We start from the raw sequence: 24,619 nt of genomic DNA on the forward strand, positions 1-24,619 counted from the left end.
CAGAAGGTGAGCGCCCCTGACATTCAGGCTCATGGCCCCGTCAGGCCCGGCGTTTACACTGAGACTCTCCCCCTTTCTGCTGAGCGCCGCCTTCGCGGGCGTGCTGGCCTCCTGCGCCCCCACCGTCACCGGCCCGCAGGTGGGCCGCATCGTCAACAGCGTCACCGGGCAGGAGGGAACCGTCAGCTTTGTGCGCGGCACGCTGCAACCGCGTCTGGGCGATCCTTTCGCCGCCGACAACGCCACCATCCGTATCGGGGGCCAGACCTACAGCGGGCGCACCGCCATCGTGAACGGCGGGCCAGTCAGTCCCTTGCCCGCTGGCCTGGGTGTCAGCCTGTCGCTGGGCGGCACCGCAGCCATCGGCAGCAACGGCGCGGTGGGCATCGGCACCCGCGTGGACACCCCTCGTCCGCGCGCCGCCGTGACCCGCAGCGGCAACCTGATCGCCCGCACCGCCAGCGCCCCAGTCCTGACCCTGACCTGCACCATTACCGTGGACGAGTCCGAACACGGCATCGGCGAATGCAGCGGCAACGACGGCGTGAAATACGCCCTGCAATTCTGAGCCGCAAACTTTGAATCAGGACCGTCCGGTGATCGTCTGCCTGTGCGGCAGCGTGCGCTTTCTGGACGGGTTCGATGCAGCCTCCCTGGCAGAAACGCTGGCAGGCCGCATCGTGCTGAGCGTGGGCAGCCACCTCCGCCACGACTCCGACATTTTTGCAGGGCTGACGGCGGCAGAGAAACAGACCGCGCTGGAAAGCCTCGCCGAACTCCACCGCCGCAAGATTGATCTGGCCGACGAGATTCTGGTGATCAATGTCGGCGGCTAAGTGGGCGAAACCGCTCAGACAGAAATCGAATATGCACGCGGGCAGGGCAAAAGGATTCGCTGGCCCGAACTGCAAGAAGGAGGGCGCGGAAAGCCGTAGCCTCCGCGCCCCGCTCTGAACTTTTTGCTTACGCCTGCTGGTACATCACCGCGCGCTTGACTTCCTCGATCAGTTGCGTGATCGGGATGTCGCGCGGGCAGGCTTCCGTGCAGTTGTAGGCGGTGCGGCAGCGCCAGACGCCCGTATTCTGGTTCATGATGTTCAGGCGTTGCTGCGTGGCTTCATCACGGGTGTCGAAAATGAAACGGTGCGCCTGGACAATCGCGGCAGGTCCGAGGTACGAACCGTTGACCCAGAAGATCGGGCAACTGGTGGTGCAGCACGCGCACAGGATGCAGTTGCTGGACTGGGCCATACGCTCGGCCTCTTCCTCGGACTGGATGCGCTCGGCGGCGGGGGCCGGAGACTCGTTGATGAAGTAAGGCATGATCGCCTTGTAGGAGTCGAAGAACGGCTCCATATCCACCAGCAGATCCTTTTCCACCTTCAGGCCACGGATCGGCTCGATGGTGATGGTGCCGCCGTCCTTGGCCACGTCGCGCACCAGCGTCTTGCAGGCCAGTCGGTTGCGCCCGTTGATCAGCATGGCGTCGGAACCGCAGATGCCGTGCATGCACGAGCGCCGGAAGGTCAGGCTCTGGTCTTGATACCACTTGACCTCGTTGATGACGTCCAGCACGCGGTCGCCGGCCTGGGCCTGGGCCTCGTAGGTTTCCCAGTGCGCTTTGCGGTCCTTCTCGGGATCGAAGCGCAGGATCTTGACTTTGATATGCAGCATCGGCAACGCCTGCTTGGCAGCGGCGGGCGCAGTGCTGGTCTCGTGTTGCATCTGGGTCATTTACGTTCCTTTGAGGGAGCTTGCCATGCAGACAGCCCGCCCCCTCCGTTCTCAATCAGTAGACGCGGGCTTTCGGCTCGAAGGCGCGGGTGAAACCTTTCAGCGCCACGTCTTTATAGCCGATCTGCACGTTGCCGGGCTTGTCCAAGTCCTTGTAGGCCATGGTGTGCTTGAGCCAGTTCACGTCGTCGCGGCTGTGGTAATCGGCGCGGTCATGCGCCCCACGCGACTCGGTGCGGTTCAGGGCGCTGGCGGTCATGGCCTCGGCGCAGTCGAGCATGAAGCCCAGTTCCATGACCTCAATCAGCTCGGAGTTGTAGCGCAGGCTGGGATCGGCCACGTTCACGTCCTGATAACGCGCCTTGAGGCCCTTGATGATGTCCACCTGAGCTTCCATGTCCGGGCCGTTGCGGAAGATGCCGACGTTGTTCATCATCGACTCCTGCATTTCCTTACGGATCAGTGCCGGATTTTCCTTACCGCTGCCGTTCTTCAGGCCGTCGAACAGGTCCCTGGTGCCACTCTGGGGATCATCGGGCAGATCAGGGAATTCCACCTGACGGGCGTACTGCGCGGCGTAGATTCCAGCGCGGCGGCCAAAGACTACCAGATCGCCCAGACTGTTGGTACCCAGACGGTTTGCGCCGTGCAGCGACACGCACGCCTGCTCGCCCGCCGCATACAGACCCTCGATGCTGCCACCGTTGCCGTCGGACAGGCACAGACCGTTCAGATCGGTGGGAATACCGCCCATCGCGTAGTGCGCCGTGGGCTGCACTGGCACGAGATCTTTCACCGGGTCCATGCCCAGATAGGTGCGCGCCAGATCGGTGATCTCGGCCAGCTTGCCCTCGATGACCTCGCGCGGCAGGTGGGTCAGGTCGATGTTGACGGCATCGCCGTCGCGGCCCACGCCCCGACCCTCACGGATCTCGCTGATGATGCTGCGCGAAACGATGTCGCGCGGCGCGAGGTCTTTGATGGTGGGCGCGTAGCGTTCCATGAAGCGCTCGCCGTCTACATTTCGAAGGATGCCGCCCTCACCGCGAATGCCCTCGGTGACCAGGATTCCCAGCTTGGCCAGACCGGTGGGGTGGAACTGGTAGAACTCCATGTCCTCCAGCGGCAGGCCCTTGCGGTAGTAGATGCTCATCAGGTCGCCGGTCAGCGTCAGCGCGTTGGACGTGATCTTGAAGATGCGCCCATAGCCGCCCGCCGCCAGAATCACGGCCTTGGCATGAAAGGTATGGGTCTCGCCCGTCGCCAGTTCGTAGGCCACCACACCCCGGCAGCGCCCGTCCTCGATCAGTAGATCGGTGACGTGGAACTCGTTGAAGAACTTGGTCCCTTCCTTGACATTCTGCTGGTACAGCGTCTGGAGGATCATGTGGCCAGTACGGTCCTTGGCGTAGCAACTGCGCTCCACTGCGGCCTTGCCGAACTCGCGGGTGTGGCCGCCGAACTTGCGCTGGGCGATCTTGCCGTCCGGCGTGCGCGAGAAGGGCAGGCCCATGTGTTCCAGCTCGTACACGGCGTCGATGATGTCCTTGGAAAACACCTCGGCGGCGTCCTGATCGGCCAGATAATCGCCGCCCTTGACCGTGTCGAACATGTGCCATTCCCAGTGGTCTTCCGCAATGTTGCCCAGCGCTGCGCCAATGCCGCCCTGCGCCGCTCCGGTGTGCGAGCGGGTGGGATACAGCTTGGAAATACACGCCACCGAGACATTGCCCTTGGCCGCGTACAGGGCGGCCATCAGCCCCGCGCCACCTGCGCCGATTACCAGTACGTCATAACGATGTTGCATAAGTCAGTTCCGTCCTTTTGGTGCCTGGAGGAGAAAAATCAGATGGAGAACAGCCCGATGGTGCCAAAGGCGAAGATCAGCCCCACCACGGTGTAGAAAACGCCCTTAACCCAGGCCCGGTTGGGGCGGGTGCGAACATAGTCCTCGATGGAATAGCGTGCGCCGTTGGTACCGTGCATCAGCGCCAGCGCCAGGATCAGCCAGTCATAGAACTTCCAGGCCGGGTTGGCCAGTTTGCCCACCACCGCCGTGAAGGTGGCATCGGACTCGGACACCTGAATAAAGGTCATGTAGATGTGGCCCAGCACCAGGAACACCAGGATCAGGCCGCTGATACGCATGAAGATCCACCAGTTCAGCTCGGCGTTGCTGTGGGACTGCGTTTTGGCGTCCATAAACGTTCTTGCGCGGATCATCTCAGTAGCCTCCGATCAGGCGCGGCAGCAGGGTCCAGGCCGCGTACAGCCCGCTGATCAGGGTAATGACCATCACGCCGTACCACATCTGGCGCTGGTAGGCCACGCCCGCCCCGGTAAAGTCCATCACAATAATTCGCAGACCATTGAAGGCGTGATACACCACACCCGCCGTGATAAAGACCAGTCCAACGCGAAATCCCGGCCAGTCGTAGGTCTCGTGAATCGCCATGTAAAACCGCTCACCGAACATGAACGAGCCGATGCTGAAGACATGAATCAGCAGGTAAGCCAGGATTGCGATCCCCGACAGGCGGTGAAGCAAAAACGCCCATTGCCCCTCTCTTCCCTTGTACATTCGTTCCTCCCCAGGTTGCCCGTGGGCCTTTAAAACCTGCAACCCACAGCCCGGACTTCTGCTCGTCTCATATGTTAAGGCGGACATTTTGCCGTGTGGGTAACTAAACTGACCGTTTACTTCGGATGATTTTCAGCTCCCGCAGGATAACACCCGGTCCCGCAATTCACGTCCCGGCCCAGCCCTGTCGCGGCGGGCGTCCCTGTCACCGCGCGGGGAGCAGGCCCCCAGCAAAGGCCGTTTTCCCGGTGGCGGCGCACACGCGCTACTCTGGACCCCATGAGCGATGCCAATCCCTTCAAGACCCCCGAACAGGAGGCCGAATTTACGCGCAAGCTGGTGCTGGGCCTGCTGAGTACCCTGGAAACCAAGGGGCTGCTGAGTTCACCGGAACTGGACTCGATCCTGCGCGCCGCCCGGCTGGCCGCCTATCCGGTGGCCCCGGCGCGCAACGCCGGTCCGGCTGGCCCCGGCACCCACTGGGTCAGGCCCGGCCAGCCGTCAAAGGAAATGGACCGCAGCACCCCCATCGGTATTCCTGACGTGCGGGCAGGCGGTAAGGACGGGAAGGAAAACCCGTTGATGATCGATATGGAACTGGACTGAGCAAAGGTTGAGGAAAACATGCAGTTCAGTCCCGGACAACTCGATTTCGACAGTCTTCTGAATGGCATTTCTACCGTTTGAGCATTTGATCGCAGCTTGATAGGCAGTGGTCCGTGAAAAACGGGTTCCGTCTGTGACGTGGTAGAAATCGGCGCTGTTTCGATTTCTGCACTCCACGCCCGGAACCGGTTTTTCTCCTGCTCACTTTGCTCGGATTTCCAGATGTTTCCGACACCCTCCAATAGAGTCCAGGTCAGAAAACAATCCAAGCCGCTAATTACAGCGAGATTCCCATGTTCCGCAGCCATTCCAGTGCGATCAGGGTGTGGCCCACGGGCGTCGGATGCACCCGGTCATGCGCCCACATCTGCGGCGGCGTGACCTCGCAGGCCGCGTCAAAGGCGGATTGTAAATTCACCAGCGGCGCACCGAACTCGCCCGCCAGTTGCGACACGATGGCCGCGTACTGTTCCACCGTCACGCGCATGGGATCGGCGCGGTCTGACTCCACCAGAAAGGGCGCGATCAACACCATTTTGCTGCCCGAGTCGGCGGCGCGGCCCAGCAACTCGCGCAGGGTGGCGGCGTACTCGTCGGCTGGCACGGCCTCGTCGGGTTGACCGCTGAAGCTGCGCCACACGTCGTTCACGCCAATCTTAACGCTGAGCCAGTCGGGGCGCTCGGCCAGCACGTCCCGCTCCCAGCGCTGCGCCAGATGCCGCACCGTATCGCCGCTGACGCCCCGGTTGACCACGATCAGATGCCGCTCGGGGTGGCGGGCCAGCAGCAGTTCACGCACCCGCGATGCGTAGCCGTCGCCGTACTCGCCCCCGCCACCCGTGCGCCCCGCGTCAGTGATGCTGTCTCCGATAAAGACGATTTTCTGGCCCGCTTTCAGTTCCGTGTTCATGTCCGTTCCTCACTATGCAGCTTTCCATTGCCCAGCGCCGCCGCGCCCAGCAGCGCCGAGGCTTCAAAATGCGTCGTCAACTGGCAGGAGACGCCCTGCCGGGCGGCCTCCAGAGTGGACTGAAAATTTTTCCAGGCCCGCGCCACGTTGCCGCCGAATACCACGGCGTCGGGCCGAAATTGGGCCACCCAGGGGGCCAGGATACCGCCCAGATGCGTGCCGAGTGCCGCGTAGACTGCCAGCGCCCGCGCGTCTCCAGCGTCGGGCAGGGCAGCAATTCCGGCGGCACTGGCACTGTATTCCTCATGACGAGAGGATTGGTAGGCCCGCCTCATGGCCTAACCAGAGGCGAAATCTTCAGCAATTCCACCCCCATACGGGACGTTCCACAGCTCGCCGTCCGGGGGTACATCTGGGCCAGACGTGAGCACCTGCCCACCCGCCACGAAGCCGGAGCCGAGGCCCGTTCCCAGCGTGACACCGATGACCCGCCCGGTTCTCCGCGCCGCGCCGCCCCACCACTCGCCCAACGTGAACAGGTCCGCGTCGTTGCCGAAGGCGAGCGGCACCCCGTCCAGTACCGTTCCCGTCCAGCAGTCCTGCAAGCCGCCGCGCACATTGACGCCGTGCAGGGCGGCGAATTTATGGGTCATCCATGACACGCCCGCCGCGTGATCAAAGGGACTGGGCACGGCAATGCCAATGCGGGCAGTCATCCCGTCCCCGCCCAGCGCCTCCAGTGCGGCGGCGGCCCAGGCGTTCAGCAGAGCGTCCGCGCTGGCGTTTGGGTCTACGGTGCGGTGAACTTCGCCGGGGAGGACCGTGCGCATGTGCGCTACGGCGACGGCGTAGACAACCTGAATCTGGAGGTCCGGCCCGGCGAAACCATTGCTCTCGTCGGTCCCTCGGGACCGGGCAAGAGTACCGTGATCAACCTGCTGATCGGCTTTCTGCGCCCCGGCAGCGGGCAGATTCTGCTGGACAGTCAGGACATGGCGGGGCTGGACCTGCGGACCTACTGCTAGCACCTGTCCGTGGTGCCGCAGGAAACCCTGCTGTTTGACGGCAGTGTGCGCGACAACATCCTGTACGGCACCGAGGGGCTGCCCGACGGAAGGCTGGAGCAGGTATTGGCCGACGCCCACATTCAGGCGTTTCTGGCCGATCTACCAGAAGGTCTGGACACCCGCTTGGGCGAACACGGGGCCAGACTGTCGAGCGGGCAAAAGCAGCGCATCGCCATCGCCCGCGCCCTAGTACGTGATTCGCGCGTGCTGATTCTGGACGAGGCCACCAGCGCTCTGGACAGCGTCTCTGAACACCTGATCCAGAACGCCCTGTCCCGGTTGCTGCTCGGGCGCACCTGCTTCGTGGTGGCCCACCGCCTCAGCACCGTGGCCCGCGCAGACCGCATCGTGGTCATGGAGCGGGGCCGCATCGCCGAGGTCGGCACGCACGCCGAACTGCTGGAACGGGGCGGTCTGTACGCGCTTCGGCGTCAGGCTAGAGGAGGGGGGCGCGGACAGTTGGGTGGAACAGCACCGTAGGCCCGTGCGTAGCGTTCCCAACACACCTGAGCGTCCTCCAGCCTGTTGCGCTGGGTCAAAAGATCTATCAATGCCTCATGGGCTTCAAAACGGTTGGAATCAATGGTCAAGATTCGGGCGTAGGCCGTCTGAGCGCTCTGCCATTGCCCGGCGACAGTCTGGAACTCCGCCGTACGGAACAGCGCCCGTAGCGCCAGTTCGCGCAGATAGTCGCGTTCCAGTGCGTACCAGTCGGTAAAGGGATCGTCTTCCAGAAAGTCGCCCCGGTAGAGTTCCAGCGCCTGGGCGTAGGTGGCGACGGCCTCCTCACCATGCTGGGCGTCACCCTGCCGCACCAGCAGTTCAAATGCCTGGACATCCAGGTGAACAGGGAGATCCGGCGCGAAACGGTAGGCCCCGCCGTCCCGTACCAGCACCTGTTCTCCCTCGCCCTCTGGCGGCTCCAGGACCTGCCGCAGCGCGTTAAGAGTGACGTGCAATCGGGCCAGCACCCGCTGCCCACAGCCCTCGCCGGGCCACAGCGCCTCGCACAGTTCCTCAGTGGTCACCGGACGGCCCCAGCGGGTGATCAGCAGTTTCAGCAGCTCGTGCGCCTGCCGCCGCTTGAAATCACGGGGCGCGAGAATCTGACCCTGACGGCGCACGCGGAAAGCCCCCAGCGTCTCGATGTCCAGCCACGGGACTGGGGGCGGCTCAGGCAATTCCCGCTTCAGATCCAGCGCGTTCGCGGCCAGCCGGGCCATCCACAACAGCGGCGCGGCGGCCTCGGTCAACACGCCAGGCGACAGGTGCTTCGGGAACTGGACGGTTTCCACGCCGATCACTTCGCGGCCCTGCCAGACAGGCAGACAGACGGTTCGCACATCACGGGGCTGCATGGCGCAGTTCAATTCGGGGTGCCCCGAAATCTGCACCAGACCGTGCAGCGCCGGGCAGCGCTCGGGTCCGGGGCAGGGATGAATGTGGCCGGGATGGGTTTCGACTGTCGCGCCCTGCCTCGGGTGCAGCGCGGCCCGCAATGCGGAGGTGGCCTGCAAATTCTCCTCCAGCAGTCCCAGTGCCCGCTCCTGGGGTGTATGGCCCGCCTGCACCCTCTCTAATGCCCGCTCGCCCAACGAGGTCAGCACCGCGTACAGGCTGGCGGCCAGGAGCGGCGCAATCTGCTCCAGCCGTTGCCGCGCTCCCTCCACCTGTTCGGCGCTGTGGGCGGCCAGATTCAATACACCGATGACCGCATGGGGCAACACCAGCGGCACGCTGATAAATGCGTGATAGCCCAGCGCCTTGACCCGTCCGCGCAGAAAACGGGCGTCGTTCTCCAGATCGGTGCATTCCAGCACCTCGCGCTCCTGCGCGGCGCGGCCCGGAAAGCCCTCGCTGAAACGAAAGACCGTGCGCTCAAAGAATGCCGCCTGATCCCCACCCGAGTAACCACTCAGGAACAGCGTGGTCTGCTGTGGATCGGCCAGAAACAGCTCGGCTACACCCATTCCTGTCGCCCGGCACAGATCGGCCAGCAAGACCCGCACCACATGGAAAAACTGCCGTGGATCGCTGCTGAGCGTACCGGCAGTCCAGCTCATGGTGTTCAGAAGTTGGCCCGGCATTGATGCAGTATGCCAGCTTACACATCTGAACTTGTCTCTTCTAAGCACTTGTAGATGCAGGATGAATGGAAAAGCAGTGTGTCAGCTTGGTTTTTCCGCACCTCGGCGTCCGTAGAACCACCAGTTGAGGGCCAGATTCAGCAGACAGAACACAGCCAGACCGTAGAAAAAGCCCTTGACGTTGCCGCTGGTTGCCAGATTAAAGCTGATGAGCATGCTGACGATGAACGGCCCGAAGGCGGCGATGGCCGCTGTCCACCCGATCACCCCCGCGCTGTAAGGGGGGTTGAAGATAACGGGCATCTGCCGGAAGGTGGAGGCGTTGCCGATGCCGCTGAAGAAGAAGATGGCGAGCATGGTGCCCACGAACAGCGGGAAGGTGGTCAGATCGGTGGGCGTGACGAAGAAGGTCACGGCAATGGCGGAGATGCCCATGCCAATGGCGCTAATGCTCGTCAGGATCGCGCCGCCCGTCTTGTCGGCAATCAAGCCGAACAGGACGCGCACCGCCGAGCCGATCAACGGCCCCAGAAAGGCGAACTTCAGAGGCAGGGGCGCGTTCTCAAAGCCACCGTACAGCGTCTTGATCAGCAGAGGAAAGGCGGCGGCCAGTCCGCTAAACGCCCCGAAGGTCATCATGTAAATGCTGGTCATGATCCAGGTGTGCTTGTCGCCAAAGATGGCGAGTTGCTCTTTCATGTTGGCCTTGATCGGCACATTGCGAATCAGGAGCCAGCTCAGAACAGCGGCAGCAATCAGCCAGGGAATGTAGACCCACGAGGCGTTCTGAAGCCAGATGGTGCTGGTTTTCCCGGCAAAGACCCACTCCTCAGATTTGCTGCCCAGGAACCAGAACAGGTTGACGCCCACCACCCAGGGCGTCAGAAATTGCACCAGCGACACGCCGAAATTGCCGATGCCTGCCTGAATGCCCAGCGCGGTTCCCTGCATCTTCTTGGGGAAAAATAGGCTGGTGCTGGGCATGAACGAGCTGAAATTGCCCCCACCCATACCGGCCAGAAAGGCCAGCGACAGCAGCACCCAGAAGGGCGTCAGGGGGTTTTGCACCGCCAGCCCCCAGCCTACCGCTGGAATCAGCAGGCCCAGCGTGGAAAGGGTCAGCGTGGTACGCGAGCCATACACCGATACCAGAAACATGTGGCGCAACCGGGTCAGTCCCGCCGACAGGCCCGGCATGGCGGTCAGCCAGAACAGTTGATCCTTGCTGAGATTGAAGCCGATGTCGTTCAGGCGCACGACGATGGCCGACACCATGAACCACACGGCAAAGGCCAGCGTCAGCCCAAAGGTGGTGACCCACAGCGTGCGCCAGGCGCGGGCCTTGCCCTCCCGCTCCCAGAAAATGGGATCGTTGGGTGTCCATTCGGGGAGGTCAGCAGAGGACTGGTGTTTGGATTTGGAGGATTCGGAGGTGGTCACACAGGCTCCTTGAGAGGGTTGGGATAGGCAGGATTGGGAGCTGGGTGAGGCCCCTATTCGCGTGGCTCACGCGGAATCAGCCGCACCAGCCACAGCGTCAGGGCAGCCATCAGCGCGCTGCTGATCGCGGCGGGCCACAGCAGGGCGTATTCCTTGCCCAGAAAGGCGTCCAGCGCCAGCATCAGAATGAACAGTTGAATGCTCCAGAAAATCAGGACGAAGGCCAGCAGCACGCCGACGATCAGACTGCGCTGGGCGTAGCGGGGGCGCGAGGAGCCGGTCAATGCCCTCCTCCTCCCACGGCCCAGATCTCGCCGTCACGGATCTCCAGCTTGACCAGGCTCAGCCCCCGCTGCGGCGGCCCGGAGATCACGTCACCCGTTCGCGCATTGAAATAGCCCTCGTGGCAGGGACATTCCAGCACCTTCTCGCGCGGTTCGTAATAGACAGCGCAGCCCAGGTGCGGGCATTTCTGGCCGTAGGAGCTGAAGGTGCCGTCCTCGTGGCGCACCAGCAGCGAGTACTGGCCCTTCTGCGGGTATTCAAAGGCGCTGGAGGAACCGGGTGGGAAGTCCTCCACCTTGCCCAGTCGCAGCGGCGGAACTTCCGGGACGGGCCGTGCGCCGACACTTGCCAGCCCGGCAATCAGCACCGTGCCTGCGGCCATGCCCGCGCTGCTCAGACCCAGGAAACGGGTGAATTCGCGGCGCGAGACGTAGTCGGTGGCGTCCCAGTCCACGCTGAAGTCGGTCTTCCAGTGCGGCTCTTTGCGCGGATCAGTTTTGGAGTATTTGGGCTGGCTCACAGGCGGCCTCTCAGGGTCTGGCCCTGCTCCATCGGCAGCGGCTCCAGGTGCGCGAAGGGATCAAGGTGGTCAAAGGCGTCCGGCTCGAAGCGGGCGTCCATGTGCGAGATCACGTCCATATCCAGGCCAATTTCACCGTCGGGCAGCACCAGAAAAACCTTGGTAGTAATCGTCTGCGCGCCAAACTGGAAGGAGTTCTGGGGTTTGCCGCCTCTCCGCGACTGGAATTCCTCCAGCGTGCCGTAAAACAGCGCCTCAGACGGGCAAACGCTGGCGCACATGGGCTTCTTGCCCACCGAGGTGCGGTCATAACACATGTCGCACTTGAGCATCTGGTCAATTTCCGGGTAGTAGCGCGGCACGCCGAAAGGGCAGGCGTTGACGCAGTTGGAGCAGCCGATACAGCGCGGGGCCTGACTGCTCTGCACCACGCCGTCCTCGGTGCGCTTGATGGCGTCGGCGGGGCAGACGGCGGCGCAGGTGGGCAGATCACAGTGCATACAGACCATCGGGGCCGTCTGGGTAGACGCGCCGCGCTCGATGTATTCCAGGTGGATCATGCTCTTGCCCTTGTGGGTGTCGCACTCGGAACACGCCTGCATGCACGCCTTGCAGCCGATGCAGCGGATGGGATCAACGAAGAAACGGAAATCGCTCATCGGCGCAGCTCCTTACGACGCTCCGCCAGGTTGTAGCCAGCGGGCAGGTTCTTCTCAGTGCGGGAACTCAGGAATTGGGTGCGCTCGCCCTCGGCCTGTTCTTCCGGCGTGGCGAGGCGGACGCGGCAGGCCGAGACCTTGTATTCAGGAATCTTGGAGATGGGGTCTAGCGCCCGCTGGGTCAGCAGGTTGGCACTTTGCTTGCCGCCCCAGTGGTAGGCCATGAACACCGTGTCAGGCCGGATGGTGTTGACCACGTTGGCCTGAATGATGACCTCACCTCGCCGCGTCTGAATGGTCACCCAGTCGTCGGTCTTGATGTTGAGTTCCCTCGCCATACGTGGGTGCAGTTCCAGCTTGGGATGCGGGAACTGATCCACCAGTGGCCCGATGCGCCGGGTCTGCGAGCCGCTGAGGTACTGACTGACCACCCGGCCGGTGGTGAACCAGATCGGGTACTCGTCGTCCACGACTTCGGCACTCTCACGCCAGTTGACCGCGTTGAAATGCGCCTTGCCGTCGGGGTGATAGAACTTGCCGCCCTCGTACAACCGGGGCGTGCCAGGGTGACGGTCATCCAGGTGATCGCTGTGCATGGTGACTTTTCCCTCATCGGTGGTCTGCGGACAGGGCCAGAAAATGCCCTGGGTGTCCACGATCTTTTCCCAGGTGATGCCGCTGTAGTCGGCAGTGCCACCGCGCGAGGCCAGCCGCAATTCGTTGAAGATTTCCTGGGTGTTGTTGAACTGGAAGTATTTGCCCCGGCCCAGGCGGCCCGCAATGTCCAGCAGAATTTCCCAGTCGCGCCTCGCCTCGCCGGGTGGGGTCACCGGCGCGTTGATCTTGATGACGCGGCCCTCGCCGCTGGTGGTGGTGCCCTCGTCCTCTTCCTGCAAACTGCCGGGCAGCACGATATCGGCGTGTTGCGCGGTCTCCGAGAGGAAGAAGTCGATGACCGTGTAATGCTCCAGCTTGTTCAGCGCCTCGCGGTTGAAATTGGCGTCGGGCAGCGAGACGAGCGGGTTGAAGCAGATGCTCAGCAGACCCTTGATCTTGCCCTCGTGGATCTCGTTGAGGATTTCCTGCGCGGTGATGCCCTTGCCGGGCAGTTCCTCGTCGGTGATGCCCCACACCTCGCAGATGTACTTGCGGTGTTCGGGGTTGGTGATGTCGCGGTTGCCGGGGAGCTGATCGCACTTGTGGCCGTGTTCGCGCCCGCCCTGGCCGTTGCCCTGTCCGGTGATGGTGGAGTGGCCGCAGCCCGGCTTGCCGATCTTGCCCGTCGCCAGCGCGAGGTTGGCGCAGGACATGACGTTCTCCACGCCCTTGACCTGATGTTCCAGGCCGCGTGCGTGCAGGATCATGCCCGTCTCGGCCTCGCCGTACCAGCGGGCGGCCTGTTCAATCTTGGCGGCAGGAACCCCGGTGATCTCGGCGGCCCATTTGGGCGTGGCGTCGGCCACAGCGGCGCGAACATCACCAAAACCTGTCGTGTGGGCCTCAATGAACGCTTCATCGGTCAGCCCGTCTCGGATGATGACGTGCAGCATGGACATCAGCAGGGCGCTGTCGCTGCCGCAGCGCAGCGGGAGGTACAGGTCTGCGGTACGGGCCATCGGCACCATGCGCGGATCGGCGTAGATGATCTTTGCGCCCTTGTCCCGCGCCCGCCAGATGTAATCGGTGGTGATCGGAAAACACTCGGCGATGTTGGTGCCGATGATGAAGATGACCTTGGCCTCGGTGATGTCCTCCCAGTGGTTGCTGGCGCGGTCAATGCCGTAGGCCTTCTTGTTGCCCGCACCCGCCGAGACCATGCACAGCCGTCCGTTGTAATCCAGATTGGCCGTTTGCAGGGCCAGCCGGGCAAACTTGCCCACCAGATAGCTCTTCTCGTTGGTCAACGAGACGCCCGACAGCATGGCAAAGCTGTTCCTGCCGTACTTGGCCTGAATCTCCTGAATCTTGGACACGGTTTCGTTTAGCGCCTCGTCCCAGGTGATCTGCTGGTAGCCGTGCTCGGTGCGGCGCATCGGGTGGAGCAACCTATCCGGGTGCGAGCCTTGTAGATACCGTTTGATGCCCTTGGGACACAGCTTGCCTTTGTTGAAGGGAAAGTCATAGCGCGGCTCAAAACCTACAATCGCATTGTTTTTGACCTTCAACTTGATGCCGCACTGCTGGCCGCAAAAGCAGCAATGGGTGTCCACCAGCGCGTCGTAATCTTCCACGCTGCTGAAACCTCCGGGCGGCGCGTAGTGCAGCGTGGGGCCGTAGGTGTCCAGAAACTCTTCCTGAGAAAGGGGTGGCTTGACCATTACATGAACTCCTTGCCCGTGGCCCGGAACTGGTTCAGGGTCAGCAGCTTGCGGCGGCAACTGGGGCACAGGTTCTGCCAGTTGCCCACCTGCGAATGGGTGTAATCCAGGCCCAGATCGGGCAGGATGGTTTTAAGGTCATCTTGCTGCATCTGGCTCATGTATTCGGTGTCGCAGCGGGCGCATTTGGCCTGCGGGCCATTGGCTCCGGCGGCTTTGTAGAACCACACGCCAACGTTGGCGATGCGCTGGAAAATGTGGAAGAACTTCCCGAACGGCAGGTACAGCAGCCACAGGTACACGGTGACGGCGTGGGTGGTGGTGATCCAGTAATAGAACTTGCCGTCCAGGAACAGGTTGGAAGCGGTCAGCATCATGCCGGTCACGGACACTGCGAACAGCAGGATCAGCGGCAAGATGTCGTTGTCAAAGCGCTGCGTGGCCAGTTCGGCCTCGTCCTTGATGCGCCGCCCCAGCACCAGCGCAATGCCGCCCAGGCACAGCACGGCGGCCACGTTCAGCCCGTGCATGATCAGCCAGCCCAGCGCACTGCGGGCGGGGAAGGTGAAGAAGTCCAGCCGCTGGCCCATCAGCACGATCATGTAATCGCTGGGTTTGGCAAAGTCGCTCTCAAAGCGCAGCCACCCAAAGGTGAGCGGAAAGGTGATCAGAATGGCGATGATGCAGCCCCAGAAGATCAACTGGTGCGCCAGCCAGCGTTTGCGCGAGCGCCTGCGGATAAAGCGCTGCTCAATCATCTTTTCCCAGCCCGCCTTGAAGAACAGGCCCATATTGTGCAGGCGCTGGCCCGGCTGCCAGAACAGTTGCCAGCCGCGTTTCCAGTACATGCGGGTGGGCGGGCGCTGGAGCCACACCACGTAGCGGTAGACCACCCCAAACAGCGCGAAGATGGTGGCGAAGCAGTATCCGGCCAGCGCTCCGTCAAAGCCGTGGAAACGCTGAGAGCCGAAATACACGGCGATAGTCAACAATGTGGCGAAGGTCAGGCCGTACAGCAGTCCCCGGCGATCCAGGGTCACGTCCATCACCGGGACCCGCACGGGTTCGGTGTCGCGCCGGGGCGGCAGCGCGGGCGGGGAAGGGTTAAGCATGATTCTCCTTGTGGTCAGACCCTGTTCTGTCAGGAACGGCAGCAAGAACGCTGGGCAAGTCCCGCAGATCTTCCACGAGTTGTTCTGCCCCGTCATTCAGGGATTTGAGGCGGCCCTGCCAGATGCCCCCAGCCGTGCGCCACAGCGTCATGACGTACTGGGGCCGACGGCTTTGCGGTTCACGCTCTGCGGAAAGGTCTGCCATGCGCGGAGTGTGCGGCGGGGCACTTACAAGTGGCTAACAAGACCGTGACTGTGGCCCATCAGAACGGAAAGTGGATGCCAGTGCTCCGCTCCTCAACCCAGTTCACCATCAGCCCCCTTCAATAGGTATCAGGGAATTTGCTGTTCCAGACGAAAGATTCCTCTCTACATGCAGGCACAGAGAGTGGGGCCGCGCAGCAACTGGAGGCGAGAGAGCCGCCCGGCCACGGGTCCACCCCATCTCCTTGCATTTGTTAACCACTTGTAAGTGGACGCCGCCAACATGCGCTCAGCCCTCCCGCAGGTCCAGACAATAGACGCGGGAAGATGGAGGTTTCCCCGAAATGACCACCCCTACCAGTCCCGTCCCCACCACTGCCGAGGCCAGTGCTTCCCGCCGCGTCCTGACTCTGTCCACGTTGGCCTTCACGCTGATGTTCGCCGTATGGCTGATGTTCGGCATCCTGGGTCTGCCCATTCGCAAGGAATTCGGCCTGAGCGACGTGCAACTGTCCTGGCTCTCGGCGGTGGCCGTGCTGAACGGCTCGCTGTGGCGGCTGCCTGCGGGCATCATCACAGACCGCCTGGGCGGACGCCGCGTCATGGGCGCGATGCTGCTGCTGACCGCCATTCCCGCCTTTTTAATCGCTTACGTGCAGAGTTACCCCATGCTGCTGCTGCTGGCCTTTCTGGTGGGTTTCGCCGGGAACAGCTTCTCGGTGGGCGTGGCCTGGAACAGCGTGTGGTTCCCGCGCGGGCAGCAGGGCGCGGCGCTGGGCGTGTTCGGGGCCGGGAACGTGGGGGCCAGCGTCACCAAATTCATTGGCCCGGCCATGATCGTGGCGATTCCGGCGGCGGGGCTGCTGGGCGGCCTTCTTCCCGGTGGGTGGCGGGCCATTCCTTTTCTGTACGGCGTGCTGCTGGTTCTGATGGGGCTGGCCGTGCTGATCTTTGCGCCCCATCAAGACCGCACGCCGGCACAGGGCCGTCCGCTCCAGGAGATGCTCGCGCCGCTGCGAAACGCGCGCGTGTGGCGCTTCGGGCTGTATTACGTGGTGTTCTTTGGGTCATATGTAGCGCTGGCTGCGTGGATGCCCAAATATTACGTGGACGTGTTCGGGCTGCCGCTCTACGAGGCGGCGCTGCTGACCGCGCTGTTCATCTTCCCGGCCAGCCTGCTGCGTCCGCTGGGCGGCTACCTCTCAGACCGCTACGGGGCACGGGCGGCCACCTACGGGGCCTTCGGGCTGATGGCTTTGGCCCTGCTGGTGATGAGCATGCCCAGCGGCCACATCGTGCTGTATCTGCCAGGAGCGGACGGCACAACCGTCACCCGCGACGTGATGCACTTCACGCTGGGCGTGTGGCCCTTCACGGCGCTGCTATTTCTTGTGGGCGTGGCGATGGGCATCGGCAAAGCGTCGGTGTACAAGCACATTCCCGAATACTTTCCCCGCGACGTGGGCGCGGTGGGCGGGCTGGTGGGCATGCTGGGCGGCCTGGGAGGCTTCTTACTCACGCCGCTGTTCGCCTACGCCAAATCCGCCACCGGCTTTCCGCAGAGTACCTTTATCGTCGTGCTGCTGATTACTCTCGTTGCCCTGGCCTGGATGCACCTGAGTATCATGCGGATGATGAACCGCGCCGCACCACACCTGCAAGACCGGATTGAGGCCCATCCGTGAGCGCCATTCTTGAGCCGCCGCCCCGGCTAGACGAGCTGCTGGCCCGAAGTGTCGCGCTGCACAACCACCTGTGTCCCCGCCAGATTCTCGGCGCACGCATGGGCCTACTGGCTGGTCAGGCGCTGGGCATGGCTGTGCCGCGTACCGACAAGAAACTGATGGTGCTGGCCGAGACCGACGGCTGCTTTGCCGATGGCCTCTCGGTGGCCACGGGCTGCTGGCTGGGCCGCCGCACATTGCGGCTGGTAGATCACGGCAAGGTGGCCGCGACGTTCGTGGAGGTGCGAACTGGACAGGCCGTGCGAATCGCGCCACACACCGATTTACGGGCGAGGGTGCGTGCGGGCCGCGCGGAAGGCGTGAAACGCTGGGATGCCTACATGGACGCGTACCAGACCTGGGAGGACCAAGACCTCTTTACTGTCATGCCCATTCGCCTGACCCTGGATCTGGCAGCCGTGATCAGCGTCAACGGCAAACGCGCCATCTGCGACGCCTGCGGAGAAGAAATCATCAACGAGCGTGAGGTACGTCAGGAAGAATCTGTGCTGTGCCGCGACTGCGCGGGGCAAGGGTACTGGCAGATGAAGTGATGTTCAGCCACAAATCGCCGCAGCGAGACTGGCTTCTGTCGGTGGTATTGTTCGAGCAAAATTGAAGCTGGTGGATTGGGCGGCTCAGAGTCATTCCTACCACGAACGCTCCGCGCAGACCTCCAACAGAGGATTGCCGCGGCATCCCGCCCAAGACGATCAGCGCAAGGAAGCGGCGTTCGATCTGAGTGATCTTTTTCCGCAGGCAGCGGGCATTTCCAATTGAGGCCACTTTTTCCAGTAATGACAATCGGGCCATCGTGACTATTTCAGGCTAAGGGGCAAAAGCGAAAACCCCGCGCCAGGCGGGGCCATCTGATCAGAACTTCTTGGAGCCAGTGATCCGGGTCGAACGGACGACCTACTGATTACGAATCAGTTGCTCTACCACTGAGCTACACTGGCCTGCTTTCTTTGCACAAGGCTCAGGGAGTATAGGCACGCCGCCACAGAGTGTCAAGGCAAATGCGCTTCCCGGAGCAACCTCATCCCGCCTATGCTGTCCAGCATGATCCAGCCGCCGCCCCATCCCTTCCAGACGGTCCACGGTACGCCGCAGTCACTGGACTGGCTCTGTCTGGCCCCCCACCCCGACGATGCCGAGATCGGCGCGGGCGGCACCCTGATCCGGCTGGCGCAGGCTGGGCGCGCGGTGGGCATTCTGGAACTCTCGCGCGGGGAACGGGGCACGCAGGGAACACCGGAAGTGCGGGTGGCCGAATGCGCGCAGGCAGCGGCCATCATGGGCCTGTGCTGGCGCGGCAATCTGGGCCTGGGCGACGGAGAGTTGACCGATACCCCCACTGCCGCGCATGCCCTGGCCGCCGCCCTGCGGGCCGTACGCCCGCGCGTGCTGCTGGTGCCGCACCACAAAGACCGCCACCCAGATCATTTCGGCACCTACCATCTGGCGCGGCGGGCAGTGCATCTGGCGCAGCTCCGCAAGGCCGATCTGGACGGCGAGCCGTGGCGCATTGCCAGAACGCTGCTGTACCAGGGAAACGCGGACATTCAACCTGATGTGCTGATTGATGTGGGGGGCGTGCAGGGGCAATGGGAGGCCGCCGTGCGCGCCCACGACAGCCAGTTTTCCGGCGAGGTGATTTCCGAGACGGTCACGCCCGAGATCATCGAGCGCCGCCGCGCCCGCCAGAGTTACTGGGGCACGCTGGCGCGCGTGCGCTACGCCGAAGCCTTCGAGGCCCAGGACCCGCTGCTGCTGGACCCGCTGGCCCTATAAAAAGCGGTGCTGTAAAAAACGGCCCTATAAACAGAGGCGCTGTAGGGGCGGATCAGTCCGCAGCTTCCGCCCGCACGCCCAACCCAAAGGCCGCATGCACGGCGCGGGTGGCGTCGTCCACCTGAGCGCCCTCGATGGCCACGCTGATGTTCAGCTCGCTGCTGCCCTGCGAGATCATCAGGATGTTGATGTCCTGGCCCGCCAGCGCCGTGAACAGCCGCGCCGAGACCCCTTTCTGGCCGCGCATGCCACTGCCCACGATGGCGAGGACCGCTACATCCGACTGGCGGTCCACCTTCAGTTCGCGGCTGACTCCGGCGCGTAGGGCGGCCAGGGTGCGCTCGGCGTCGCTGCTCTGCACAGCCAGCGAGACGTTGCTCATGGAGCTGCTCTGGGAGACCATCAGCAGGGTAATGTTCTCGCGGGCAATCGCGTCAAAGACGCTGGCGATCACCTCGGGGATGCCCAGCACGCCCGCGCCGCTGATGTTGATGATGGACACGTTGCGGATGGCGGTCACCGCCTTGACGGGCTGCCCAGCCTCGTCCTGGGCCTGGGCCTGCACCAGGGTGCCGGGAAAATCGGGATCAGCGGCGCTCTTGACCCGCAAGGGGATTCCACTTTCCTGCAATGGCGTGACCGCCAGCGGGTGCAGCACCTTCGCGCCAAAGTAGGCCAGCTCCATGACCTCGCCGTAGCTGAGGACTGTGATGTTGCGTGCGTCTTTAACTACGCGCGGATCGGCGCTCATCACGCCGTCCACATCCTTCCAGGCCCACACCTCGTTCGCGCCCAGCGCCTTGCCGATAATCGTGGCCGAGAAATCGGTGCCGCCGCGCCCCAGCGTGGTGATCGCGCCGCGTTCGGTCTCGCCCATGAAGCCGGACACCACGGGGGTGACTCCGGCGGCCAGCAGCCCGCTCAGACGGTCCTTGACGCGCTCGTAGGTCGTGGGCAGCGGCTTGGCGTTGCCAAAATGATGATCGGTCAGGATGCCCGCCTCGCCGCCGGTCAGGTGATGAGCGCGGAAGCCCTGGCCCTCCAGCGCCACAGCCATCAGCGGGGCCGAGAGGCGCTCACCGAAGGCCACGATCAGGTCCCGGCTGCGCGGGGTCAGTTCGCGCAGCAAGTACACGCCGTAGACCGCCTGACGCAGCATTTCGTGCATCTCGCGGATGTCGCGCACGGTGGGGCTGTCGGGGGCCGCGCCGAGTTCCTGGGCCGCCGTGAAGTGGCGGGTTCGCAGCGCAGCGATCTCGTCGTTGGCGGCGGCGATGTCCCCGGATTCGGCGGCGTCGGCCAGGGCCAGCAGGCCGTTGGTCACCCCGGCCATCGCAGAGACCACCACCACCACGCGCACGCCCGCCGAGAGGCTGCGGCCCGTCAGCGAGGCGCTGTGGCGAATGGCTCTGGCGTCCTGCATGTTGGTGCCACCAAATTTCATTACGAGAAGGGTGTCGCTCATGGGGGTCAGTATGGAGCGAGGCGAATGACCGGGGGAAAGGAAGTCTGGGCAGCCAACGAAAAGGGAGGGCGGATGCTCACCACGCTCCCCGCCGGATTCGGCTTCAGTGGTCTGAATGTTCCGTTCCGCTTCCGTGCGTTGGTGGAGCCTGACCCGACAGGGATGCTGTCACGCCCAGCACCGCCAGTAGCGTCAGCGCCTCGGCGGCCAGACGGGGGCGCACACCCTGACCTACGGCAAAAGCGCGGCGAACGACGATGGCGGCCAGCAGTGCCAACCCCACCAGCGCCACCTTGAGCAGCAGCGTGCGCCCATAGCCCGATGCGGGGAGTTGCAACAGGTTGCCCGCATGTTCCAGTGACATCCACACGCCACTGACGCCCAGCACCAGCACCGAACCAAGAGCGTAGGGCGTGAATCTACGGGCCAGGGCAGCCGTGGCTCCACGCCGCGTCAGCAGCGCGAAGACGCCGCCCACCCACAGGCACATCGCCCCGCCGTGCAGGGTGTGTAGGACGTAGACAAGCTGCCCGTGCGAGGCCCCGTGCCCAATTCCAGCCAGTCCCCACAGCAGCACACCTGAAGCGCCCAGCGTCGCCAGCCACGTCAGGTCCGCGATTTCGGCAGCCAGCAGGACTAACGCCCCGATCCACACAATCAGGACGGCGCGGCCCGCCACCGTACCCGTCAGGTAATCCAGAATGTCAGCAGGGGCGGTGAAGCCCAATGCGGCCAGGGTGGTGTACACGCCCAGACCGCCGCCCAGGATCAGCAGCGCCAGCCCTGCGCCCAGCCAGACCAACCCCGGATGCCCTGGCGTCAGCAGCCTCCGGGCAAAGGCACCACCCACCAGCAGTGCCGCGCCCAGGTACAGCAGCAGGTTGGGCAGCAATTCGGGTGTCATTTCACCGTAAAAACGTTCTGGCCCGTGACCGGGTGGCCGTCCTCAGACAGGATTTTCCAGGCGACAACGTATTTCCCGGCCTTCAAATCGGGCTTGAGAGGGATGCGGAGTTGCGCGGCCAGATTCCTGGCAGTGAGCGGCAGATTGGCAAGTTCGGAGGCGTCCGCTTTCAGGGCCAGCGCCGTTTTTGCACCATCCTCGGGCTTCATTCCCGTGCCCAGAGCCATCACCCGGAAGGTAGAAAAGCGCAGTTCAATGGGTTCGCTGAATTTCAGGACGACTTCTTTCGGGGCGTTGACGGTGGATTCGGCGGCGGGGGTCATGGACGCGATGGCGGTGTGGGCCGAGGCGGTGCCCAGAATCAGGGCCAGCAGGAAAGGAATTGCACGCATGGATTCTCCGTGAGGCTTTGAGACAGCGGGGGCAGAGTCTCCCCTGCCCCGGTCAGTTACTTGACGGTGGTGTGGCTGGCGGGCGTCTTGTCGGGCTGGGTGTCGTCCCAGGCCACCACGCTGCCATCGGCGTAGGTCTGGTAAACCTTCCAGACCAGTTCGCCAGGTTGGGCCGGATTGACGGCCTGAAAAAAGAAGCGGGCGTACTCCATCGAGGCAATGTCACCCTTCCAGACCACTTCGGTCACCAGTCCGTCGGCATTTTTGGTCACGGTGCGGGCAAAGCCGGGCGTGACCTGAAAGCGGCTGATACCCACGCCTGCGGGGATGACAAGGCGAACCTGGGTGGTAGCCAGTTCCTTTTCCACGGGGACGTTCAGGCGGTAGGTTTCGGATTTTCCGGCGGCGGATTCGCTGGTTCCCGCCTCGGTGCGGACGGTGGCGTGGGCGGCGGCGAAGGACAGCAGCAGAGCAGCGGACAGGGTCAGAATTTTTTGCATGGTGGACGTTCTCCTCTGAAAAAGGGTGTGGGATGCAGGGTTTTCAGAGGGAAACGGGTGGTGCGCGGGCATCGGCGTGACGTGGTACAGCGGGGACGTCAGCCACGGCAAGAGGCAATGGCCGGGAAATCTGGCGCGGCGGGGCCGTGGGCAGCGGCAGGACGCCAGCCTCCAGCGCAAAGGCTCCGGTCACACAGAAAGGACAGTGCGCGGCGTGGTTGTGGCTCTCCCTGTCACCCTGACCCTGCTGGGGCTGCGGAACTGGAAGTGCAGAGGCGGCGGACGGCCCGACAGGCATCCCGGCCATCTGGTGTCCAGACATAGGGTACCCGGCCATCCGCACCATGCCCGACATTCCCAGCATCGGCAGGTCCACCATGCCCCCCACCCGCGCCTGAAACGCGAAGGCGGCCAGCACCGTCAGCACGGCCATCAGGCGGCTGAGCAGAGGCTGGAGACGGCGGGCAGACTTCACAGTTACAGAAGTCTAGTTGACACCCACCGGGGTAAGCGTCCCTACAGCCAGGTGCAGCACGCCCGTTTAACATCAAGCCATGAAGCAGGCTGCCCTTTCCCTCATTGGTGTGCTGGGGCTGGGCGCAGCTCACAGTCAGGCCGCACCCTACGCGGCGGGCGGCGGCAACGCGACGTTCGAGTACCGCGTGACCTTCGTGAATGTGAAAGGGACGATGGAAGGCGTGACCAGCACTGTGAATCTGGACACCGACGATCTGGCCGCCACCACAGGTCTGGTCACCGTGCCGCTCTCAGAATTGAAGACCGGCAATAGCCTGCGCGACAGCCACGCCAAGGGCACAGGGGCGCTGAACACCGCTCAGTTCAGAGATGCCACCTTCAAACTGGAGAAGCTGACGGGCGGCAAATTGACGGAGGGACAGACCCTGGCGACAACAGCCAGTGGCCAACTGACCGTCAAGGGCATCAGCAAGCCGGTCAGCGTGCCGGTCAAAGCCACCCTGAACGCAGGCAAGGTCAATGTCAGCACGCAGTTCAAGTTCAATCCGCTGGAGTACGGCGTGCGCTATCCAGGCGGGGCCGACGTCATCACGGTGAACGTCGGTTTCGTGCTGACCGCGCGCTGAACGTTCTCCCAGCCGCGTATTGACCTATCTGTGTTGACAAGCTTACGCTTTGGTGTAGATGAGACACCAAGCCGAAACTGACGCCAGCCGTTAGACTGGGCCATGAGAGGTCTGTCGCCGCCCGCAGTGGGCTGTTCTGCTGTGGGGTGGCGGCCCTCAAGACTGGAGGAAGCATGACGGGAAACAATTCGGGCAAGATGAAAGTCGGGATCAACGGGTTTGGCCGCATCGGACGCTTGGTGTTCCGCATTCTGGTGGAGCGCGGCATTGACGTGGTGGCGATCAACGACCTGACCGACAACAAGACGCTGGCCACATTGCTCAAGTACGACTCCACCGCCGGACGCTTCAAGGGCACCGTGGACTACGACGACGACAGCATGACCGTCAACGGCCAGAAGATTCACACGCTGGCCGAGCGCGATCCCGCCAACATCAAGTGGGGCGAGATGGGCGCGGACATCGTCATCGAGTCCACCGGCATCTTCACCAGCCGTGAGGGCGCGAGCAAGCACCTGGCCGGCGGCGCGAAGAAAGTGCTGATTACCGCCCCCGCCAAGAATGAGGACTTCTCCATCGTGCTGGGCGTCAACGAGCAGGATTACGATCCCAAGAACCACAACATCATCAGCAACGCGAGCTGCACCACCAACAGCCTGGGCGCGCCAATGAAACTGCTGGACGAGGCATTCGGCATCGAGAAGGCCATCATGACCACCGTCCACAGCTACACCAACGATCAGCGCATCCTGGACTTGCCGCACAGCGACTTGCGCCGCGCGCGTGCCGCCGCCATCAACATCATCCCCACCAGCACGGGCGCGGCCAAGGCCGTCTCACAGGTGTACCCCAAGCTGAAGGGCAAGTTCGACGGCACCTCGTTGCGCGTGCCCACCCCTGTCGGCAGCATCAGCGACGTGGTGGTCATCCTGGGCCGTGACGTGACCGTGGAAGAGGTCAACGACGTGTTCCGCAAGGCCGCCGAGACCACCCACAAGGGCATCATCAGCTACACCGAGGACCCGATTGTCCTCCAGGACATCGTGGGTGACTCGCACAGCGCGATCATCGACGGCGGCCTGACCATGGCGATGGGCAACCTCGTCAAGTTCTTCTCGTGGTACGACAACGAGTGGGGCTACAGCAACCGCATCGCCGATCTGGTGGAACTGGTTCAGGAAAAAGGCGTCTAAACAGCGCCCGCAGATGGTGGA

The 24,619-nt window shown here is 63.4% G+C and carries 25 protein-coding genes, 1 tRNA gene and 2 pseudogenes; 9 read left to right on the forward strand and 19 right to left on the reverse strand.

Features of this window, described 5'->3' with window-relative positions; genetic code table 11:
• Nucleotides 1-31: 31 nt before the first annotated feature.
• Nucleotides 32-568, forward strand: a complete 537-nt coding sequence (locus tag DAAJ005_RS11620; RefSeq protein ID WP_151847240.1) for a hypothetical protein — start codon at nt 32-34, stop codon at nt 566-568.
• A gap of 10 nt (nt 569-578) precedes the next feature.
• On the forward strand, nt 579-836 hold the full coding sequence (locus DAAJ005_RS11625) for a hypothetical protein (RefSeq protein WP_226342404.1): 258 nt from the start codon (nt 579-581) through the stop codon (nt 834-836).
• Nucleotides 837-963: 127 nt separating this feature from the next.
• Here the strand turns inward: DAAJ005_RS11625 and DAAJ005_RS11630 are convergent, their stop codons facing one another.
• The 4 genes from DAAJ005_RS11630 to sdhC are packed head-to-tail and all read right to left on the reverse strand — an operon-like array spanning nt 964 to nt 4,315.
• Entirely contained in the window at nt 964-1,734 is a 771-nt protein-coding gene (locus DAAJ005_RS11630) for a succinate dehydrogenase iron-sulfur subunit (protein ID WP_151847241.1), read from the reverse strand.
• A 55-nt stretch (nt 1,735-1,789) separates the two neighbouring features.
• Nucleotides 1,790-3,541, reverse strand: coding sequence for a succinate dehydrogenase flavoprotein subunit (sdhA, locus tag DAAJ005_RS11635; protein ID WP_151847242.1), 1,752 nt, complete (start codon nt 3,539-3,541; stop codon nt 1,790-1,792).
• Nucleotides 3,542-3,579: 38 nt separating this feature from the next.
• Entirely contained in the window at nt 3,580-3,957 is a 378-nt protein-coding gene (locus DAAJ005_RS11640) for a succinate dehydrogenase hydrophobic membrane anchor subunit (protein ID WP_151847243.1), read from the reverse strand.
• 1 nt (nt 3,958) lies between these two features.
• On the reverse strand, nt 3,959-4,315 hold the full coding sequence (gene sdhC / locus DAAJ005_RS11645; RefSeq protein ID WP_151847244.1) for a succinate dehydrogenase, cytochrome b556 subunit: 357 nt from the start codon (nt 4,313-4,315) through the stop codon (nt 3,959-3,961).
• Nucleotides 4,316-4,594: 279 nt separating this feature from the next.
• Between sdhC and DAAJ005_RS18970 the strand changes: the two genes are divergently transcribed.
• A complete protein-coding gene (locus DAAJ005_RS18970) occupies nt 4,595-4,921 on the forward strand; it encodes a hypothetical protein (protein ID WP_192930744.1) in 327 nt (108 codons plus the stop codon).
• Between the two features lie 277 nt (nt 4,922-5,198).
• Here the strand turns inward: DAAJ005_RS18970 and DAAJ005_RS11655 are convergent, their stop codons facing one another.
• Both DAAJ005_RS11655 and DAAJ005_RS19190 read right to left on the reverse strand, forming a co-directional pair.
• Nucleotides 5,199-5,831, reverse strand: a complete 633-nt coding sequence (locus DAAJ005_RS11655; protein WP_151847245.1) for an SGNH/GDSL hydrolase family protein — start codon at nt 5,829-5,831, stop codon at nt 5,199-5,201.
• Nucleotides 5,828-6,661, reverse strand: a pseudogene (locus DAAJ005_RS19190) (ROK family protein). Before DAAJ005_RS19190 ends, DAAJ005_RS11655 begins: the two are co-directional and overlap by 4 nt.
• Between DAAJ005_RS19190 and DAAJ005_RS11670 the strand changes: the two are divergent.
• Nucleotides 6,662-7,378: pseudogene (locus DAAJ005_RS11670) on the forward strand (ABC transporter ATP-binding protein).
• Here the strand turns inward: DAAJ005_RS11670 and DAAJ005_RS11675 are convergent.
• The 7 genes from DAAJ005_RS11675 to DAAJ005_RS11705 form a co-directional block, all read right to left on the reverse strand.
• Complete coding sequence (locus DAAJ005_RS11675; RefSeq protein WP_151847248.1) at nt 7,330-8,985, reverse strand: GAF domain-containing protein; 1,656 nt, start codon at nt 8,983-8,985, stop codon at nt 7,330-7,332. The pseudogene DAAJ005_RS11670 and the gene DAAJ005_RS11675 sit on opposite strands and share 49 nt — an antisense overlap.
• 81 nt (nt 8,986-9,066) lie before the next feature.
• Entirely contained in the window at nt 9,067-10,425 is a 1,359-nt protein-coding gene (locus DAAJ005_RS11680; protein WP_151847249.1) for an MFS transporter, read from the reverse strand.
• Nucleotides 10,426-10,478: 53 nt separating this feature from the next.
• On the reverse strand, nt 10,479-10,709 hold the full coding sequence (locus DAAJ005_RS11685; RefSeq protein WP_151847250.1) for a DUF6755 family protein: 231 nt from the start codon (nt 10,707-10,709) through the stop codon (nt 10,479-10,481).
• Nucleotides 10,706-11,230 (reverse strand): ubiquinol-cytochrome c reductase iron-sulfur subunit, encoded by a 525-nt coding sequence (locus DAAJ005_RS11690; RefSeq protein ID WP_151847251.1) that lies wholly within the window; start codon nt 11,228-11,230, stop codon nt 10,706-10,708. The genes DAAJ005_RS11685 and DAAJ005_RS11690 overlap by 4 nt, the downstream gene beginning before the upstream one ends.
• Nucleotides 11,227-11,889: a 4Fe-4S dicluster domain-containing protein gene (locus tag DAAJ005_RS11695; RefSeq protein WP_151847252.1), complete on the reverse strand. Its 663-nt coding sequence runs from the start codon at nt 11,887-11,889 to the stop codon at nt 11,227-11,229. The genes DAAJ005_RS11690 and DAAJ005_RS11695 overlap by 4 nt, the downstream gene beginning before the upstream one ends.
• Nucleotides 11,886-14,207: a molybdopterin oxidoreductase family protein gene (locus DAAJ005_RS11700; RefSeq protein ID WP_151847253.1), complete on the reverse strand. Its 2,322-nt coding sequence runs from the start codon at nt 14,205-14,207 to the stop codon at nt 11,886-11,888. The genes DAAJ005_RS11695 and DAAJ005_RS11700 overlap by 4 nt, the downstream gene beginning before the upstream one ends.
• Nucleotides 14,207-15,319, reverse strand: a complete 1,113-nt coding sequence (locus DAAJ005_RS11705; RefSeq protein ID WP_151847254.1) for an MFS transporter — start codon at nt 15,317-15,319, stop codon at nt 14,207-14,209. Before DAAJ005_RS11705 ends, DAAJ005_RS11700 begins: the two co-directional genes overlap by 1 nt.
• A 548-nt stretch (nt 15,320-15,867) precedes the next feature.
• Here DAAJ005_RS11705 and DAAJ005_RS11710 point away from each other — a divergent pair.
• The gene (locus DAAJ005_RS11710; RefSeq protein WP_151847255.1) at nt 15,868-17,208 is read left to right on the forward strand and encodes a nitrate/nitrite transporter; all 1,341 of its coding nucleotides are present in this window, start codon (nt 15,868-15,870) and stop codon (nt 17,206-17,208) included.
• Complete coding sequence (locus DAAJ005_RS11715; RefSeq protein WP_151847256.1) at nt 17,205-17,801, forward strand: FmdE family protein; 597 nt, start codon at nt 17,205-17,207, stop codon at nt 17,799-17,801. The genes DAAJ005_RS11710 and DAAJ005_RS11715 overlap by 4 nt, the downstream gene beginning before the upstream one ends.
• A gap of 330 nt (nt 17,802-18,131) precedes the next feature.
• Here DAAJ005_RS11715 and DAAJ005_RS11720 read toward each other — a convergent pair.
• Nucleotides 18,132-18,206, reverse strand: a tRNA-Thr gene (locus tag DAAJ005_RS11720).
• Between the two features lie 103 nt (nt 18,207-18,309).
• On the opposite strand from DAAJ005_RS11720, the gene bshB1 reads away from it, so the two are divergent.
• Nucleotides 18,310-19,041 (forward strand): bacillithiol biosynthesis deacetylase BshB1, encoded by a 732-nt coding sequence (gene bshB1 / locus DAAJ005_RS11725; RefSeq protein ID WP_151847257.1) that lies wholly within the window; start codon nt 18,310-18,312, stop codon nt 19,039-19,041.
• Between the two features lie 52 nt (nt 19,042-19,093).
• Here bshB1 and DAAJ005_RS11730 read toward each other — a convergent pair whose 3' ends face one another.
• The 5 genes from DAAJ005_RS11730 to DAAJ005_RS11750 form a co-directional block, all read right to left on the reverse strand.
• Nucleotides 19,094-20,506: an aspartate kinase gene (locus tag DAAJ005_RS11730; RefSeq protein WP_151847258.1), complete on the reverse strand. Its 1,413-nt coding sequence runs from the start codon at nt 20,504-20,506 to the stop codon at nt 19,094-19,096.
• Between the two features lie 103 nt (nt 20,507-20,609).
• Nucleotides 20,610-21,410, reverse strand: coding sequence for a CopD family protein (locus DAAJ005_RS11735; protein WP_192930745.1), 801 nt, complete (start codon nt 21,408-21,410; stop codon nt 20,610-20,612).
• On the reverse strand, nt 21,407-21,802 hold the full coding sequence (locus tag DAAJ005_RS11740) for a copper resistance protein CopC (RefSeq protein WP_151847259.1): 396 nt from the start codon (nt 21,800-21,802) through the stop codon (nt 21,407-21,409). Before DAAJ005_RS11740 ends, DAAJ005_RS11735 begins: the two co-directional genes overlap by 4 nt.
• Nucleotides 21,803-21,858: 56 nt before the next feature.
• On the reverse strand, nt 21,859-22,302 hold the full coding sequence (locus DAAJ005_RS11745; RefSeq protein WP_151847260.1) for a DUF1775 domain-containing protein: 444 nt from the start codon (nt 22,300-22,302) through the stop codon (nt 21,859-21,861).
• Between the two features lie 43 nt (nt 22,303-22,345).
• Entirely contained in the window at nt 22,346-22,777 is a 432-nt protein-coding gene (locus tag DAAJ005_RS11750; RefSeq protein ID WP_151847261.1) for a hypothetical protein, read from the reverse strand.
• A gap of 79 nt (nt 22,778-22,856) precedes the next feature.
• Here DAAJ005_RS11750 and DAAJ005_RS11755 point away from each other — a divergent pair, with 79 nt between their 5' ends.
• On the forward strand, nt 22,857-23,405 hold the full coding sequence (locus DAAJ005_RS11755) for a YceI family protein (protein WP_151847262.1): 549 nt from the start codon (nt 22,857-22,859) through the stop codon (nt 23,403-23,405).
• Nucleotides 23,406-23,602: 197 nt separating this feature from the next.
• Nucleotides 23,603-24,598 carry a type I glyceraldehyde-3-phosphate dehydrogenase gene (gap, locus tag DAAJ005_RS11760; protein WP_029481744.1) on the forward strand — a complete coding sequence of 332 codons (996 nt, stop codon included), beginning with the start codon at nt 23,603-23,605 and terminating at the stop codon, nt 24,596-24,598.
• Nucleotides 24,599-24,619: the final 21 nt, after the last annotated feature.

The organism is Deinococcus sp. AJ005 (assembly GCF_009017495.1).
GTDB lineage: Bacteria > Deinococcota > Deinococci > Deinococcales > Deinococcaceae > Deinococcus.

Coding starts and splice junctions, on each gene's coding strand:
- DAAJ005_RS11620 (WP_151847240.1), top strand. CDS start 32: ATGGCCCCGTCAGGCCCGGCGTTTACACTGAGACTCTCCCCCTTTCTG.
- DAAJ005_RS11630 (WP_151847241.1), bottom strand. CDS start 1,734: ATGACCCAGATGCAACACGAGACCAGCACTGCGCCCGCCGCTGCCAAG.
- sdhA (WP_151847242.1), bottom strand. CDS start 3,541: ATGCAACATCGTTATGACGTACTGGTAATCGGCGCAGGTGGCGCGGGG.
- DAAJ005_RS11640 (WP_151847243.1), bottom strand. CDS start 3,957: ATGATCCGCGCAAGAACGTTTATGGACGCCAAAACGCAGTCCCACAGC.
- sdhC (WP_151847244.1), bottom strand. CDS start 4,315: ATGTACAAGGGAAGAGAGGGGCAATGGGCGTTTTTGCTTCACCGCCTG.
- DAAJ005_RS18970 (WP_192930744.1), top strand. CDS start 4,595: ATGAGCGATGCCAATCCCTTCAAGACCCCCGAACAGGAGGCCGAATTT.
- DAAJ005_RS11655 (WP_151847245.1), bottom strand. CDS start 5,831: ATGAACACGGAACTGAAAGCGGGCCAGAAAATCGTCTTTATCGGAGAC.
- DAAJ005_RS11675 (WP_151847248.1), bottom strand. CDS start 8,985: ATGCCGGGCCAACTTCTGAACACCATGAGCTGGACTGCCGGTACGCTC.
- DAAJ005_RS11695 (WP_151847252.1), bottom strand. CDS start 11,889: ATGAGCGATTTCCGTTTCTTCGTTGATCCCATCCGCTGCATCGGCTGC.
- DAAJ005_RS11700 (WP_151847253.1), bottom strand. CDS start 14,207: ATGGTCAAGCCACCCCTTTCTCAGGAAGAGTTTCTGGACACCTACGGC.
- DAAJ005_RS11705 (WP_151847254.1), bottom strand. CDS start 15,319: ATGCTTAACCCTTCCCCGCCCGCGCTGCCGCCCCGGCGCGACACCGAA.
- DAAJ005_RS11710 (WP_151847255.1), top strand. CDS start 15,868: ATGACCACCCCTACCAGTCCCGTCCCCACCACTGCCGAGGCCAGTGCT.
- bshB1 (WP_151847257.1), top strand. CDS start 18,310: ATGATCCAGCCGCCGCCCCATCCCTTCCAGACGGTCCACGGTACGCCG.
- DAAJ005_RS11730 (WP_151847258.1), bottom strand. CDS start 20,506: ATGAGCGACACCCTTCTCGTAATGAAATTTGGTGGCACCAACATGCAG.
- DAAJ005_RS11735 (WP_192930745.1), bottom strand. CDS start 21,410: ATGACACCCGAATTGCTGCCCAACCTGCTGCTGTACCTGGGCGCGGCA.
- DAAJ005_RS11740 (WP_151847259.1), bottom strand. CDS start 21,802: ATGCGTGCAATTCCTTTCCTGCTGGCCCTGATTCTGGGCACCGCCTCG.
- DAAJ005_RS11745 (WP_151847260.1), bottom strand. CDS start 22,302: ATGCAAAAAATTCTGACCCTGTCCGCTGCTCTGCTGCTGTCCTTCGCC.
- DAAJ005_RS11755 (WP_151847262.1), top strand. CDS start 22,857: ATGAAGCAGGCTGCCCTTTCCCTCATTGGTGTGCTGGGGCTGGGCGCA.
- gap (WP_029481744.1), top strand. CDS start 23,603: ATGAAAGTCGGGATCAACGGGTTTGGCCGCATCGGACGCTTGGTGTTC.